This window comes from Methylobacterium marchantiae (assembly GCF_042679825.1).
GTDB lineage: Bacteria > Pseudomonadota > Alphaproteobacteria > Rhizobiales > Beijerinckiaceae > Methylobacterium > Methylobacterium marchantiae.
In genome coordinates this window covers 72,868-88,147 of sequence record NZ_JBHTND010000014.1, presented here as the reverse complement: position 1 = coordinate 88,147, position 15,280 = coordinate 72,868, and the positions used below count along the sequence as shown (strand labels likewise).

12 protein-coding genes are annotated in these 15,280 nt (G+C 67.5%); 6 read left to right on the top strand and 6 right to left on the bottom strand.

Features of this window, described 5'->3' with window-relative positions; all coding sequences use genetic code 11:
* The first annotated feature begins 117 nt into the window (after window positions 1-117).
* Window positions 118-816 (top strand): orotidine-5'-phosphate decarboxylase, encoded by a 699-nt coding sequence (pyrF, locus tag ACFQ4G_RS11995; protein ID WP_238206487.1) that lies wholly within the window; start codon window positions 118-120, stop codon window positions 814-816.
* Between the two features lie 58 nt (window positions 817-874).
* Here pyrF and ACFQ4G_RS11990 read toward each other — a convergent pair whose 3' ends face one another.
* Window positions 875-1,522: a TetR/AcrR family transcriptional regulator gene (locus ACFQ4G_RS11990; protein WP_238206488.1), complete on the bottom strand. Its 648-nt coding sequence runs from the start codon at window positions 1,520-1,522 to the stop codon at window positions 875-877.
* Between the two features lie 287 nt (window positions 1,523-1,809).
* Between ACFQ4G_RS11990 and ACFQ4G_RS11985 the strand changes: the two genes are divergently transcribed.
* The gene (locus ACFQ4G_RS11985; protein WP_238206490.1) at window positions 1,810-3,450 is read left to right on the top strand and encodes a methyl-accepting chemotaxis protein; all 1,641 of its coding nucleotides are present in this window, start codon (window positions 1,810-1,812) and stop codon (window positions 3,448-3,450) included.
* Between the two features lie 154 nt (window positions 3,451-3,604).
* On the opposite strand, the gene ACFQ4G_RS11980 is transcribed toward ACFQ4G_RS11985, so the two are convergent.
* From ACFQ4G_RS11980 to ACFQ4G_RS11965, 4 genes are all read right to left on the bottom strand, one after another.
* Window positions 3,605-3,802 (bottom strand): hypothetical protein, encoded by a 198-nt coding sequence (locus tag ACFQ4G_RS11980; RefSeq protein WP_238206492.1) that lies wholly within the window; start codon window positions 3,800-3,802, stop codon window positions 3,605-3,607.
* A gap of 151 nt (window positions 3,803-3,953) precedes the next feature.
* Complete coding sequence (locus ACFQ4G_RS11975) at window positions 3,954-5,747, bottom strand: NADPH-dependent assimilatory sulfite reductase hemoprotein subunit (RefSeq protein ID WP_238206494.1); 1,794 nt, start codon at window positions 5,745-5,747, stop codon at window positions 3,954-3,956.
* Window positions 5,748-5,823: 76 nt separating this feature from the next.
* Window positions 5,824-7,593, bottom strand: coding sequence for a diflavin oxidoreductase (locus ACFQ4G_RS11970; protein ID WP_238206496.1), 1,770 nt, complete (start codon window positions 7,591-7,593; stop codon window positions 5,824-5,826).
* A gap of 107 nt (window positions 7,594-7,700) precedes the next feature.
* Window positions 7,701-8,207, bottom strand: a complete 507-nt coding sequence (locus ACFQ4G_RS11965; RefSeq protein WP_238206499.1) for an Lrp/AsnC family transcriptional regulator — start codon at window positions 8,205-8,207, stop codon at window positions 7,701-7,703.
* Between the two features lie 250 nt (window positions 8,208-8,457).
* Between ACFQ4G_RS11965 and ACFQ4G_RS11960 the strand changes: the two genes are divergently transcribed.
* The 4 genes from ACFQ4G_RS11960 (at window position 8,458) to ACFQ4G_RS11945 (ending at window position 13,220) form a co-directional block, all read left to right on the top strand.
* Window positions 8,458-9,255 carry a phosphoadenylyl-sulfate reductase gene (locus ACFQ4G_RS11960; protein ID WP_238206501.1) on the top strand — a complete coding sequence of 266 codons (798 nt, stop codon included), beginning with the start codon at window positions 8,458-8,460 and terminating at the stop codon, window positions 9,253-9,255.
* The gene (gene cysD / locus ACFQ4G_RS11955) at window positions 9,252-10,187 is read left to right on the top strand and encodes a sulfate adenylyltransferase subunit CysD (RefSeq protein WP_238206503.1); all 936 of its coding nucleotides are present in this window, start codon (window positions 9,252-9,254) and stop codon (window positions 10,185-10,187) included. Before ACFQ4G_RS11960 ends, cysD begins: the two co-directional genes overlap by 4 nt.
* 1 nt (window position 10,188) lies before the next feature.
* Window positions 10,189-11,589 carry a sulfate adenylyltransferase subunit CysN gene (gene cysN / locus ACFQ4G_RS11950; RefSeq protein ID WP_238206512.1) on the top strand — a complete coding sequence of 467 codons (1,401 nt, stop codon included), beginning with the start codon at window positions 10,189-10,191 and terminating at the stop codon, window positions 11,587-11,589.
* A 428-nt stretch (window positions 11,590-12,017) separates the two neighbouring features.
* A complete protein-coding gene (locus ACFQ4G_RS11945) occupies window positions 12,018-13,220 on the top strand; it encodes a pyridoxal phosphate-dependent aminotransferase (protein WP_238206515.1) in 1,203 nt (400 codons plus the stop codon).
* 48 nt (window positions 13,221-13,268) lie between these two features.
* Here the strand turns inward: ACFQ4G_RS11945 and ACFQ4G_RS11940 are convergent, their stop codons facing one another.
* Complete coding sequence (locus ACFQ4G_RS11940) at window positions 13,269-15,152, bottom strand: alpha/beta hydrolase family protein (RefSeq protein WP_238206517.1); 1,884 nt, start codon at window positions 15,150-15,152, stop codon at window positions 13,269-13,271.
* Window positions 15,153-15,280: the final 128 nt, after the last annotated feature.

Sequence of the window (15,280 nt, the reverse complement as noted above, 5' to 3'; positions counted from 1 at the left end):
CCTTGACTGAGGTTCTGCCGAAACCGCCGCGGGCCGTTATCTCCGAATGAGACCGCGCCCGCGTTGACAGAGGGGCCTGCGACGGCGATCCGTCTCGCGAGATTGTCCGGAGCCCTCATGTCCCCCATCGCCGTCGATCCGCGAGACCGCCTCATCGTCGCCCTCGACCTGCCGAGCGTCACCGAAGCCGAGGCGCTGGTGGACCGGATCGGCGACGCGGCGACATTCTACAAGATCGGTTATCGGCTGGCCTATTCCGGCGGTCTGTCGCTGGTCCGGCGCCTCTCCGATGCCGGCCTCAAGGTCTTCATCGACCTGAAGCTGCACGATATCGGCAACACCGTGGAGGACGGCGTCCGCGCCCTCTCCGACCTCGGCGTGACCTTCCTCACCGTCCATGCCTATCCGCAGACCATGCGAGCGGCGGTGCGGGGCCGGGGCGAGGACGGCCCGACGATCCTCGCGGTCACCGTGCTCACCTCCTACGATCAGGCCGATGCCGACGAGGCCGGCTATGCCATGCCCGTCGCCGATCTGGTGGCCCTGCGCGCGCGGCAGGCGGCGGATGCGGGGATCGGCGGCATCGTCTGCAGCGCGGCCGAGGCGATCTCCGTCCGCTCCGCGATCGGCCCGTCGCGGCTCATCGTGACTCCGGGCATCCGACCCGCGGGAGACGCTGTGGGAGACCAGAAGCGGGTGATGACTCCGGCGGCCGCGATGGCGGCAGGGATCGACCACATCGTCGTCGGTCGTCCGATCACCCAAAACGCCGATCCGCGCGCCGCCGCGCAGGCGATCCTGGCCGAGATGGGCTGAGAACCCGCCGCGCCCGCGGTTCGGGTCTCCCAGCAGGCCCTCTCGTCAGGTCTGCGTGTCACGACCTCTCGGCGGGCCCGTGCAGGGCGCGGAGGAGGAAGGCGATCATCGCGTCGATCGGCGGGGCGGGCGCGTTGGAATACTGGCTCACGAGGACGGGGTGACAATAGCGCGTGATGGCGACGTGCAGGCAGGCGGCGGTGGTCGCGGGATCCTCGACCTGGAACTCGCCGCTGCGCACGCCTTCCGTCACCACCCGCTCCAGCGCCTTGCCGATCCGGTCGATATGGTGGCGACAGGCGTCCCAGCTCTCCGACATGGCGGCCTCGACCATCTCGTGGATGCGGGGATTGTCGCTGCAGCGCTCGATACAGTCGCGGTGGAGTTCGCGGATGATCTCGGCGATCCGCTGATCGGCGCTGAGGCCGGGCGCCACGGCGATGCCGGCGATGAGCGCCTCGACCTCGCGGGTGACGCGCTCGACCACGGCCTCGTTGATCGCCTTCTTGGATTCGAAGAACCGGTAGACGTTGGCCGGGCTCATCCTGAGCGTCTTGGCGATGTCGGCCACGGTGGTCTTCTGGTAGCCGATATCGCGGAAGAACTGCTCGGCCGTCGCCAGGATCCGGCATCGTGTGGTGGGCGCGGGTTCCTCCGGGCGAAGTTCCTGCACGCGAACTGGCACCTGATCGGCGTCGATTGTCATGAAAGAACCCTAAGTCTCCCGCTCTCGGCCGTCAAAACGACGGTGGTGAACCATGACCGTCCTCGCATCCCATGGATGAACGTCACGGGAATGGTATCGGCGATGGGCCGGTCTCACCTTTCGTCAGACGTGCCCACTTCCGCATTAGTTTCGCCTTTAACTGAATTTTAGACGCGCTCGACGATAATAGATTTATGATGTTCCTCCGCCGCCCGAAGCATGTGTCCGAAGAGATCCGGTCTGTTCCGGTCGAAGAGGTTGCTCGACCAGAAGAGGCGAGATCGCGATTGTCGGGTGGGACAGACGTCCTCGATACCATCGAAGCCGATATCCGGTCGGCGATCGACGGTGTCAGCGGCTCCATTGCAACGGCCCGCTCCGACGTGGTCGAGATGCAGGAGAGCCTGGCCGGCATCCGCACGCGGATGACCGAGCTAGCGGAGGCCGCCCAATCCGCCGCCTCGGCGACGACGGACCTCGCCGAGCGGACCGGCGGCCTGTCCTCCACCTCCGCCCGGATCACCGAGGCGATGGGGCAGGCCGGCGGCCATCTCGACCAGGCGGGAGACCGGGGAACGGAGGCGCGTGCCCTCATCGCGGCCTTGGCCGAGGCCGGCAACGAGATCGCCAGCATCGTCGATACGATCTCGGCGGTGGCGAGGCAGACCAACCTGCTCGCGCTCAATGCCACGATCGAGGCGGCGCGGGCGGGCGAGGCGGGGAGGGGCTTCGCCGTGGTCGCCAGCGAAGTGAAGTCGCTCTCGGTCCAGACCGCCCAGGCCGCCGAGGACGTCCGCGCGAGGATCGCCCGCCTGCGCCAGGGCGCGGCCTCTTCGGGCGCCGCAATCGAGGCGGTGGCCGGCGCCATCGAATCGGTCCGCCCGGCCTTCGCCACCGTCCGCGACATCGCCGCCGCCCAGGCCGAGACCGTGACCGGGATCGTCCAGGGCGCCCATCGCGCGTCGGGTCTCGTCGCCACGGTCGACCGGGATGCGGGTCAGGCCACCGCGGCGACCCTCGCCCTCAACGCCCAGGCCGAGGCCATGGAGGCCGCCGCCGCCCATGCCGCCGAACAGGCCTCAGGGCTCGGACGGCGCTTCGTCGCTGTCATGCGCCAGAGCGAGATCGGCGATCGCCGTCGCCACGACCGTTTCCCGGTGGATCTCGCGGTCGGGCTCGCCGATGGACGGCAGACCCGGACCATCGACCTCAGCGAGGGCGGCGTGCTGCTGGCGATGCCGTCGGGCCATCCGCTCCGGGTCGGGCAGAGCCTGCCCGTCGAGATCGAGGCGATCGGTCCGGTCCCGCTGACGATTGTCGGAACCAGCGCGATGGGCCTGCACGGCGCGTTCGGAGAACTCGATGCGGGAATGCGCGAACGGCTCCGGCAGAAGCTCGCGGCGATCCATACCGAGCATGCGCCGCTCATCGCCAAGGCGCAGGAACTGGCATGGCGGGTGAGCTGCGTCCTCACCGCCGAACTCGATGCCGGGCGCCTCGACGAAGCGACGCTGTTCGATACCACCTACACGGCGATCCCCGAGACCAACCCGCTGCAGTTCATGACCCGTTCGGTGATGAGGCTCGAAGCGCTGATCCCGCCGATCATGGAACCGGAACTGGCGCAGGACAACCGGATGCTGTTCTGCATCGTCACCGATCGGAACGGTTTCCTGCCGGTGCACAATACGAGATACGCCCAACCCCAGCGGCCGGGCGATCCGGTCTGGAACAACGCTCATTCCCGCAACCGGCGGATCTTCGACGATCGCACCGGCATCACCGCCGCCCGCTCGACGCGGCCGGCGATGGTGCAATCTTATCTCAGGCAGGTGGGGTCGGAGACGTATATCGTCCGGGAAGTCGACGCGCCGATCCGCGTGCGCGACCGGCATTGGGGCGCCTGCAGGACGGCCTACCGCCTCTGAGCCGTGGCATCAGGCTCGGCCAGGCCATGCGGGTATCCCGCATCGGAGTTTGTTTTGATTTGTCTTTCCAGGGCCTTACCTCATCCTGAGGTGGTCTGATGGGATGATCGACGTGGGTTTGAGCAGCCGCTGAGACATCCGATCGACCGGGCTCTCAGGAGCCGAATTGCGATCCGAGCTGCTCGAGATACTCCGCGAGATCGACGCCGCCGATGCGGGTGCCGTAATCGAAGCGCATGCCCTGGCGGATATCGACGCTGGTCTTCTTCGTCGTCAGCGTGAACGGCTTCACGCAGATCCAGGCGCCGTCGCGCCGGTGCTCGAAGAAATTGAGGATGTCGTGCTTGGCCATCGCCGCCTCCGGTCGATTTGCCGGATCAACCGCCAAGTCACGCCGGAGTTCGGCCGCCGCTGTCTTATATTCGCAGGCGCCCGAGCTTGGCCTTTAGGCCATCGCACGTGCACTGCACCCTATTCGATGCAGTGCACGTGTCGGGAACGGGTCAGGCGGCGCCTTTGAGAGCGCCGATATTCTTGTGGAAGTCCGGCCCGTTGAAGGTCTTCGTCACGTAGCCGGCGCGGATCAGGAAGTCGCCGAACCGCTCGCCCGGCGTCTTGCCCGCCGCGTAGGCTCCGAAGAGCGGATCGAGGATCGTCCTGATCTCGGAGGCGTTCACGTCCTCGGCGTAGAGCTTGCCGAGGCGCGAGCCGTCGAAGGCGGCGCCGAGATAGAGGTGGTAGCGCTCGGGTCCGCGCCCGACGAAGCCGATCTCGGCGATGAAGGGCCGGGCGCAGCCATTGGGGCAGCCGGTCATGCGGATGGTGATCTCGTCGTCCTGCAGGCCGTGCGAGGCGAGGCTCTCCTCCAGTTCCGTCATCAGGTCCGGCAGGTAGCGCTCGCTCTCGGCCAGCGCCAGGCCGCAGGTCGGCATGGCGACGCAGGCGATCGAGTTGCGGCGCAGGGCACCGGCTCCCTTCAGTAGGCCGTACTCGTCGACCAGGGCCTCGATCTCGGCACGCTTCTCGGCCGGGACGTTGGCGATGATGACATTCTGGTTGCCGGTGAGGCGGAAATCGCCCTCGTGGACCTCTGCGATCCGGCGCAGGCCCGCCAGAAGCTTCGGGCCGTCGCCCTCGTAATCCTTGATGCGGCCCGAGGCGACGTAGAGGGTCAGGTGGTGGCGGCCGTCGTCGCCCTCGGTCCAGCCGTAGCGGTCGCCGTTATTGGTGAAGGTGAACGGCTTCGGGTCGGAGAGCGCCTTGCCGACGCGCTTCTCCACCTCGGCGCGGAAGGCGGCGAGGCCGTACCGCTCGATCGTGTATTTCAGGCGGGCGTTCTTGCGGTTCTTGCGGTTGCCCCAGTCGCGCTGGACGGTCATCACCGCCTCGGCCACCTTCACCGCCTCCTCCGGCTTGCAGAAGAGCATCACGTCGGCCGTGCGCGGGAAGGTGTCCGGCTCGCCATGGGTCATGCCCATGCCGCCGCCCACCGTCACGTTCCAGCCGGTGACCTTTCCCTTTTTGTCGAGGATGGCGATGAAGCCGAGATCGTGCGCGAAGACGTCGACCTCGTTCGAGGGCGGCACCGCGACGACGATCTTGAACTTACGCGGCAGGTAGGTCTTGCCGTAGACGGGCTCGAATTCGGGCTCGCCGCCGAGCACCTTCTCGCCGTCGAGCCAGATCTCGCGCCAGGCGTTGGTCTTCGGCAGCAGCGTGTCCGAGATCTCCTTGCCGAGCTCGAAGGCGGCCTTGTGGGCGCCCGACTGGGCCGGGTTGGTGGAGGCCATGACGTTGCGGTTGACGTCGCCGCAGGCGGCGATGGTGTCGAGCAGCGCGCCGTCGATGGCGGCCATGGTGCGCTTGAGGTTCGACTTGATGACGCCGTGATACTGGAAGGTCTGGCGCGTCGTCGCCCGCAGGGTTCCGTTGGCATAAGTGGTGGCGATGTCGTCGAGGACGAGCCATTGCCTGGGCGTCACCACGCCGCCGGCGATGCGCAGGCGGATCATGAAGCTGTAGGCCTTGTCGAGCTTCTTCTTGGTCCGCTCGGGGCGCAGGTCGCGGTCGTCCTGCAGGTACATCCCGTGGAACTTCACGAGCTGGCCGTCATCCTCGGAGATCGCGCCGGTGGCGTGCTTGAGGAGCCCGTCGGCCAGGGTGCCGCGCAGGAAGCCGCTCGCGATCTTGATGTGCTCGTTATGGGCGAGGCCGGCCTCGCGCGCCGCTTCGGCCTCGTCGATCGGGCGGGTCGTCGGCGGCGTCTCGTAGGTGCGGGGAGGTGTGTGGTCGTCCATGGCGGCGTTCCGGTTCGTTCGCGTGTTCTCGGTGTGCGTCCCTCTCCCGTGGTTGGGTGAGGGTCGTGTTCGCGTCCTAGTAGACGTCCTGCTGGTAGCGATGAGCCCGCTCCAGTGCCGCGACGGCGGTCTCGGCATCGGCCTCGCTGAGGGATTTCACCTCGGCATAGGCCTGGACGACGGCGTTGCGGACGTCCTTGGCCATCTTGTTGGCGTCGCCGCAGACGTAGAAATTGGCGCCGCCATCGAGCCATTCCACCAGTTCCTTGGCGTGGTGGCGGATGCGGTCCTGCACGTAGATCTTCTCGGGCTGGTCGCGGGAGAAGGCGACGTCGATCTTCGTCAGCGATCCGTCTTCCAGCGCCTCCTGCCATTCGAGCTGGTAGAGGAAGTCGTGGGTGAAGTGCCGGTCGCCGAAGAACAGCCAGGAGCGGCCGGGGGCCTCGATGGCGCGGCGCTCCTGCACGAAGGCGCGGAACGGGGCGACGCCGGTGCCGGGCCCGACCATGATGATGTCGGTGGCCGGGTCCTGCGGCAGGCGGAAATGCCGGTTCGGCTTCAGCTTTACCCGCAGCTTGGCGCCGTTCCTGATCCGGTCGGCGACATGGACCGAGGCGACGCCCGAGCGCGAGCGGCCATGGCTGTCGTAGCGGACGGCGGCGATGGCGAGATGGACCTCGTCGCCCACTTCCTTGCGCGAGGAGGCGATGGAATAGGCGCGCGGCGGCAGCGGCCGGGTGATGGTATTGAGGTGCTCCGCCGAGAGGGCGGCCGGATAGGTCTCGATGAGGTCGATCAGGTGGCGCCCCTCGATCCAGGCCTTCACCTCGCCGCTCTCGATGAGCTTCTGCGCCTCGGCATGGCTCGTCGCCTTGGCGAACCGCTCTACCGTGGTGGCCGAGAGCGTGGTGATGTCGCGCTCGGAGAGCAACGCCCTGCGCAGACCCTCGTCCCCGGTTAGATTCGTCGCCTTGAGGATCTCCTCGACGAGGGCCGGATCGTTCTCGGGGTAGATCTCGAGCGAATCGCCCGGCTCGTAGGCCGGCGCGCCGTCCTCGAATTCGAGGGCGAGGTGGATCGTCTCCTTGTCGGAGAGCGACGAATTGAGATTCACGTGGTCGACGACCTCGACCACCACCGGCTCGCGGCTCGGCTCGGCATCGTCGTCCTCGGCAGCGGCGCGGCCCGCGAAATCGACCGCCACGACGTTGTCGGCGCTCGCCGCGGGCGCCAGCGCCTTCAGCGTGTTCTTGATCCAGTCGGCGGCCGGCTTGTCGAAGTCGAGGTCGAGGTCGGCCCGCTCCGCTCCGCGCTTGCCGCCGAGCGCCTCGAACCGCGCGTCGAGGGCCTTACCGATGGCGCAGAACTCGACATAGGAGGTGTCGCCGAGCGCCAGCACGCCGAAGGTCACCCCGTCGAGGCGCGGCGCCGATTCGCCCATGAGCTCGTTATAGGCGCGGGTGGCGCGGGCCGGGGGCTCGCCCTCGCCCCAGGTCGCCGCGATGGCGATCACGTTCTTGGCACCGGACAGGGTGGCGATGTCGAGATCGGCGAAATCCACGACCTTCGGCTTGAAGCCGCTCTTCTTCGCGAGCTTGGCGACGTTGCCGGCCAGGGCTTCGCAATTGCCGGATTCGCTGGCGTAGATGATCGTCAGGGGCTCGGAGGCCTTCGGCGGGGCGGCGGGGATCGCGGCGGCCTGGCCGCCGGCCGCGTCGAGGCCGGCGAGGAAGCCGGCGAGCCAGGCGCGCTGGATCGGCGTCGCCGCGCCGAGGACGGCGTCGAGGCTCGCGCGTTCGCTGTCGTCGAACGGGGCGGTACGGGGGAGGATCGCGTGTCGTGCCATCGGTAAGCCATGTCGTCCTGGGAGGCCGGCTGTCAACGGGATGTCCGTTTTACAGAACGACCTCCGGGTAGAAGGAGCTGCCTGTCCTCGCAGCGCAAAATAGAACTTTATTCTCCGGCCACCACGGACAGGGTGGGTGTGAAGCGGCCGTTCGGCGGCGCTGCCGGCAGGGGAAGCGCCGTCGTCGACTTCACCTTTTCCATGGCGAAGCGGGACGTCACGTTCTTGAGGGGCAGGGTCGCGATGAGCTGCTTATAGAATGTGTCATAGGCCTGCATATCCGCGACAACGACGCGCAACATGTAATCCACATCGCCGGCCATCCGGTAGAATTCCAGCACTTCCGGCATGGCGGAGACGGTGGAGGCGAAGCGCTCCAGCCAGTCGCGGGAATGGTCCGACGTCTCGATGGAGACGAAGACGGTGAGGCCGAGCCCGAGCTTGACCGGATCGAGGACCGCGACCCGGCGGTCGATCACGCCCTCCGCTTCGAGCCGCTGGATGCGCTTCCAGCAGGGCGTCTGCGACAGACCCACCTTCTCGCCGATCGTGGCGATGGAGAGGGTGGCGTCGTTCTGCAGCAATGCCAGGATCTTGAGATCGATCGCGTCCACAGTGACCTCGCTTTGCAGTTCCGGTCGGCGGCGCTGAGGTGCGCGAAGGCACGGCGTCGACCAGCGAATTGAGAAGGATATTCCTTCGGCGGGCAACCGATAGGGGTGCCGCGCCGTTGCAGACCAGATTTACCGCAGCGTGGGAATGCCGCGGTGCGATCCCCGCCATGCCTTGACAGCGTTCGTTATAGCGAACATTTCAGGTGTCAGACAAGCGGGCAACTTGCAAGCGGGCGCACAGAACACAGCGATGAGCACTTCCCTGGAACGAACGGCGCGGGACCTCGCGTCCGCCATGGCCGGTCTCGATCTGAAGGGGCGGATTCGCGCGATCGAAGCCGCCATCCCCGGTCGGCTGGTCTTCACCACCAGCCTCGGGATCGAGGATCAGGCCCTGACCCACGCCCTCGCCATGGCGAAAGGCCGGACCGAGATCGTCACCCTGGATACCGGCCGGCTGTTTCCCGAGACCTACGACGTGTGGGCGGAGACGGAATCGGCCTACGGCATCCGCATCCAGGCCTATGCGCCGGAGCGGCTCGCCGAAGAGGCCTTCGTGCGCGAGGAGGGCATCAACGGCTTCCGGCATTCCGTCGCCGCCCGTCAGGCCTGTTGCGGTTTCCGCAAGGTCGAGCCGCTGGGCCGCGCCCTCGACGATGCCGCCGGCTGGCTCACCGGCCTCCGGGCCGGCCAATCGACCAACCGGGCCGATACCCCCCTGGCCGAGGCCGACGAGGCGCGCGGGCTGATCAAGATCAATCCGCTCGCCGACTGGACCCGGGCCGATGTCGACCGCTTCGTGATCGACAATTACATCCCCTACAACGTCCTGCACGACCGGGGCTTTCCCTCGATCGGCTGCGCGCCCTGCACCCGCGCGATCAAGATCGGCGAGTCCGAGCGCGCCGGCCGCTGGTGGTGGGAGCAGGAATCCAAGAAGGAATGCGGCCTTCACGTGCACCAGCCCGAGGCGAACGTTCAGCCCGGGCAGGAAGCCGCCGCTTTCGAATCGACCCCCCCCAACAGCAATCTGGAGATGGCCCGATGAGCGCCGCCCCCGCTTTGGCCGCGACGCTGCCCGAGCGTCTCACCCACCTGCAGCGTCTCGAAGCCGAGAGCATCCACATCATGCGGGAGACGGTCGCCGAGACCGAGAACCCGGTAATGCTCTATTCCATCGGCAAGGATTCGTCGGTGCTGCTGCATCTGGCGCTGAAGGCCTTCGCGCCGGGCCGCCTGCCGTTCCCCTTGATGCACATCGACACGACGTGGAAGTTCAAGGAGATGATCGCGTTCCGCGATCAGCGCGCCAAGGATCTCGGCCTCGACCTCATCGTCCACACCAACCAGGACGGTCTCGCCCGCGGCATCGGCCCGATCAGCCACGGGTCGGAGGTGCATACCGACGTGATGAAGACGCAGGCCCTGCGTCAGGCGCTCGACACGCACAAGTTCGACGCGGCCTTCGGCGGCGCCCGCCGCGACGAGGAGGCCTCGCGCGCCAAGGAACGCATCTTCTCCCTGCGCACGGCCCAGCATCGCTGGGACCCCAAGCGCCAGCGGGCCGAGCCCTGGCACCTGTACAACCTCAAGAAGAAGCGCGGTGAATCCCTGCGCGTCTTCCCGATCTCGAACTGGACCGAGCTCGACGTCTGGCTCTACATCGAGCAGGAGCAGATCCCGATCGTGCCGCTCTACTTCGCCAAGCCCCGCCCGGTGGTGGAGCGCGACGGCCAGCTGATCCTGGTCGATGACGAGCGCCTGCCGCTGAACCCCGGCGAGACCCCGCAGAACCTGTCCGTGCGCTTCAGGACGCTGGGCGATTACCCGCTCACCGGCGCCGTCGAGAGCGATGCCGCGACCCTGCCCGAGATCATCGGCGAGACCCTGGCCGCCCGGACCTCCGAGCGTCAGGGCCGCGTGATCGACAAGGACGGGTCGGGCGCCATGGAGCGCAAGAAGCAGGAGGGGTATTTCTAAGATGACGATCCATCAGTCACCCGAAGCCTTCGGCTACGACAGCTTCCTCGCCGCCCACCAGAGCAAGGAAGTCCTGCGCTTCATCACCTGCGGCTCCGTCGATGACGGCAAGTCGACCCTGATCGGCCGGCTGCTGCACGACACCAAGCAGATCTTCGACGATCAGGTCACCGCCCTTCAGCGCGATTCGCGCAAGCACGGCACGCAGGGGGCCGAGATCGATCTCGCCCTCCTCGTGGACGGCCTGCAGGCCGAGCGCGAGCAGGGCATCACCATCGACGTCGCCTACCGGTTCTTCTCCACCGACAAGCGCTCCTTCATCGTCGCCGACACCCCCGGCCACGAGCAGTATACCCGCAACATGGCGACCGGCGCCTCCACGGCGGATGTCGCCGTGATCCTGGTGGATGCGCGCCAGGGCCTGACCCGCCAGACCCGGCGCCACGCGCTCCTGGTCTCGCTGCTCGGCATCAAGCGCGTCGCGCTCGCGGTGAACAAGATGGACCTCGTCGGCTGGTCGCAGGACAAGTTCGAGGAGATCAATGCGGCGTTCGACGCCTTCGCCGCGCCCCTCGGATTCACCGAGATCCGCGCCATCCCGCTCTCGGCCAAGAACGGCGACAACGTCGTGCTGCCCGGCGCCGTCGTGCCCTGGTACACCGGCACGCCCCTTCTCCAGTACCTCGAAGAGGTGCCGGTGCGAGTGGAGGAGCAGGCCGCCCCGTTCCGCCTTCCGGTACAATGGGTGAACCGCCCGAATTCCGACTTCCGCGGCTTCTCCGGCCTCATCGCCAGCGGCCGTGTCGCTCCCGGCGACGCGATCATCGTCGAGCCCTCGGGCCGGACCTCCACGATCGCCCGCATCTACACCGCCGACGGCGACCTGCCGCATGCGGTGGAGGGACAGTCCGTCACCCTCGTCCTCGCCGATGAGATCGACGCCTCGCGCGGTTCGGTGATCGTCGCCGCCGATGCGCCGATGCGCGTCACCGACAGTCTCGAGGCGCGCCTGTTCTGGGCGGCCGAGACGGAGCTGCTCCCCGGTGCGACGCTGCTCGCCAAGATCGGCACCGTGACGGTCAACGCCACCGTGACGACCATCGGCAACCGCATCGATCCGGAGACCGGCAACCCGGCGCCCGCTGCCCGGCTCGTCGCCAACGACATCGCCGACGTGACCCTGAGCCTCGACCGGGCCGTGGCCGTCGATGCCTATGGCGCCAACCGCGACACCGGCGGCTTCATCCTGATCGACCGCGAGACCACCGATACGGCGGCCCTCGGCCTGATCCATGCGGACACGTCCGCTCCGCAGGCGAAGGACGAGCCTGAGGCGACCCGCGCGGCGAAATCCGGCGGCGGCTTCCTGTCGAAGCTGCGCTGGGTGTTCGGCGGTATCTGAGCTGCGCGCCATCGGGTGGCGGCCCCTTTTTGGGGGCGCTTCTCTCTTCGCACGATGGCTGGTCCGGCGATCGACCGACATCGACGGTCACAGAGAGTGCGGCCGACACCGTTCCTCCCACCCATCACCTCATCCTGAGGTGCCGGAGCGAAGCGGAGGCCTCGAAGGAGGCGTCCAGATCGCGCAGTGGGTTCTGGAAGGCTCATTCGAGGCTGCTTCGCAGCTCCTCAGGATGAGGTGGTGGGCAGGAGAAGATTGAGAGTGGTTGAGGGGTCGAGACCGCTTCGATCCGAAGGGCGACATCGAACCGCCTTGAGACGTCGCCCCCTGCGGCTCAGCCTTGCCGGCTCACACCTCCGGGACTAGGGTCCGCGCGCTTTTCAAAGGGCGCCCGTAGGTGCCCGTCAGAACCCTCGGAGCATGACATCATGGGCTTTCTCGCCGACGCCCTGTCCAAGGTGAAGCCGTCCGCGACCATCGCGATGACGCAGAAGGCCCGCGAGCTGAAAGCGGGCGGGATGGACGTGATCAGCCTGTCGGTGGGCGAGCCCGATTTCGATACGCCGGACCACATCAAGGACGCGGCCATCGACGCGATCCGGCGCGGTGAGACCAAGTACACCCCGGTCTCCGGGATCGTGCCCCTGCGCGAAGCGATCGCGAAGAAGTTCAAGCGCGAGAACGGCCTCGACTACAAGGCGTCGCAGACCATCGTCGGCACCGGCGGCAAGCACGTCATCTACAACGCGCTCCTCGCCACCCTGAATCCCGGCGACGAGGTGATCATTCCGCGCCCCTACTGGGTCTCCTATCCGGAGATGGTGGTCCTGTGCGGCGGCACGCCGGTCTTCGCCGAGACCGACATGGAGCACGATTTCAAGCTCCAGCCGGAGGAGCTGGAGCGGGTGATCACGCCCAAGACCAAGTGGATCATCCTCAACTCGCCGTCGAACCCGTCCGGCGCGGCTTACGCCCGCGACGAACTGAAGAAGATCACCGACGTGCTGATGCGGCACCCCCATGTCTGGGTGCTCACCGACGACATGTACGAGCACCTCTGCTACGGCGATTTCGAGTTCGTGACCCCGGCTCAGGTCGAGCCCGGCCTCTACGACCGCACGCTGACCATGAACGGCGTGTCCAAGGCCTATGCCATGACCGGCTGGCGCATCGGCTACGCCGCCGGACCCGAACATCTCATCAAGGCGATGGATTTCGTCCAGGGCCAGCAGACCTCCGGCGCCTCGTCGATCTCGCAATGGGCGGCGGTGGCGGCCCTCGATGGGACGCAGGAGCATCTCGCGCGCTTCCGCGCCGCCTTCCACGAGCGCCGCGACCTCGTCGTGTCGATGCTGAACCAGACCAAGGGCCTCAAATGCCCGACGCCGGAAGGCGCGTTCTACGTCTATCCGTCCTGCGCCGAGACGATCGGGCGCAAGACCCCGTCGGGCAAGGTCATCGAGTCCGACGAGGATTTCGTGGTGGAACTGCTCCAGGCGGAGGGCGTCGCCGCCGTCCACGGCTCGGCCTTCGGCCTCGGCCCCAACCTGCGCATCTCCTACGCCACCTCGAACTCAGCCCTCGAAGAGGCCTGCACCCGCATCCAGCGTTTCTGCGGCTCGCTGAGCTGAAGAGGCCGGCCGTCGCTGCCGACGGCCTTCACGACGATGCGCGAGGGATCACCCCTCGCGCATGACCTTCATGCTGGTTCCGGGCGCTTCGTCGGCCTCCAGCGGTTCCGCGCGACCGCCGAGATGGCGCGCGAGGAAGGCCTCGGCCGCGGCGAAGAAGGCCAGGCGGTTGTCCGGCCTGACGAAGCCGTGGCCTTCGTCGGGGAACAGCAGGTAGGTGACGGGAATGCCCTTCGCCTCCATGGCGGCGACCATCTGGTCGGATTCGTCCTGGCGCACCCGCGGATCGTTGGCACCCTGCGCGATCAGGAGCGGGGACCGGATGCGGTCGGCCATGAAGACCGGCGAGCGTTCGCGCAGCAGGGCGAGCCCTTCCTCGGTATCCGGGTCGCCGATCGCCCGATGCAGCTGGGCCCGCATCGCCTCCCAATAGGGCGGGATGGTTCGGACGAGCGTTTCGAGATTGGCCGGGCCGACGATGTCGATGCCGCAGGCATAGACTTCCGGATTGCGGGCGAGGGCCGCGAGGGTGGCGTAGCCGCCATAGCTCCCGCCCATGATCGCGATCCGGGCCGGGTCGGCGATGCCCTCGTCGACGGCCCAGGCGACGGCGTCGAGAAGATCGTCGTCCATGCGCCGGCCCCATTCGCCGTCACCGGCATTGAGGAACGCCTTGCCGAAACCGGTGGAGGCCCGGAAATTGACGCTGAGCGCCGCGTAGCCGCGATCGGCCAGCCATTGGTGCAGCGGGTTGAAGCCGAACCCGTCCCGCCCCCACGGACCGCCATGGACCAGGAGGACGAGGGCTCCGGCCGCCTCCGCATCCCGTGGCCGCGTCAGGTAGGAGACGAGATCCAGACCGTCGCGGGAGCGGATCATCACCGGTCGCATGGGTACCAGCGGCGCCGTGTCGAGCTCCGGATAGACGCTGCCGAGGTCGGTGAGGCGCTGCTCGCGCCTGTCGTAGAGGTAGGTTCGCCACGGCCGGATGTCGGATTCGGTGGACAGGACCCAGAACCGGTCGTCCTCGCTGCGGCTCGCCAGATGCCAGTCGCCGATCTCCCGCGAGTCGAGGAAGGCGAAATCCCCCCGCACCCGCTCGTCGAGCGGATACCAGCGCACCCGCTGGTGATTGATCGCGTAGGCCAGCGGCTCGAGCGTCTCGACGTCGTTGAGGACGAAACCGATATCGGCCTCGTCATGCGCGGCGAGGATCGTCGTGGCACCGTCCGAGAGCGCGACCCGCGTGAGCGCTGCCGTGTCGCGTCCGCGGCTGTCGCGGCAGAAGACGAAGGCGCCCACCGCATCGAGATGATCCGGGCCCGAGATCCGGGCATCCTCGGCGGAGAAATCGAGCCACGGCTCCCACCCGTCCGGACCGCGGCGCAGCGCCCGGCTCGATCCGTCGGAGGGTAGCTGCAGGGCGAGGCGGGGACGGAAATGCTCGTCGGTGACGAACCCGGCGAATCCCGGATTCTCCTCCACGAGGTCGCGCGTCCCGGTCCTGAGATCGATCCGGTAGAGATCGTGGAAGCGTGGGTCGCGCGCGTTGATGGAGACGAGAATGGAGCCGCGCACGAAGCGGCTGATCCCGGCGATGTCGGCCATGATGCCGGGGATCGGCGTCAGGTCGCGGCAGGCCAGGTTCGAGAGGTCGACGGCGAAGACGTGATGGTTCTCGTCGCCATCGGCATCCTGCAGATAGACGAGATGGTCGGGTTCGTAGGTCCAGGAATATTGGGATATGCCCCGCCCGCGATCCGCCGTGACCGGCGTGCCGATCCCAGGGGTCTCGGCGGGCCCCACCCACAGGTTGAGCACGCCCTCCACGGGCGCGACCCATGACAGGAACCGGCCGTCCGGGCTGATCTTGTAGGCGGTCCGAACGGGATTGCCGAACAGGTGCCGGCGCGGGATCAGGTCAGTCACCATACCATCCGTCGAAGAAGCATCGTGCCTCGTTGGAGCACCGGGCCATCGACATCGGAGCCGGGCGGCCTGTCAACCACGGGTGGGGTGCTCTGCGATCGTTCCCTCACCGGCGCGCAGGCGCTCGGCCC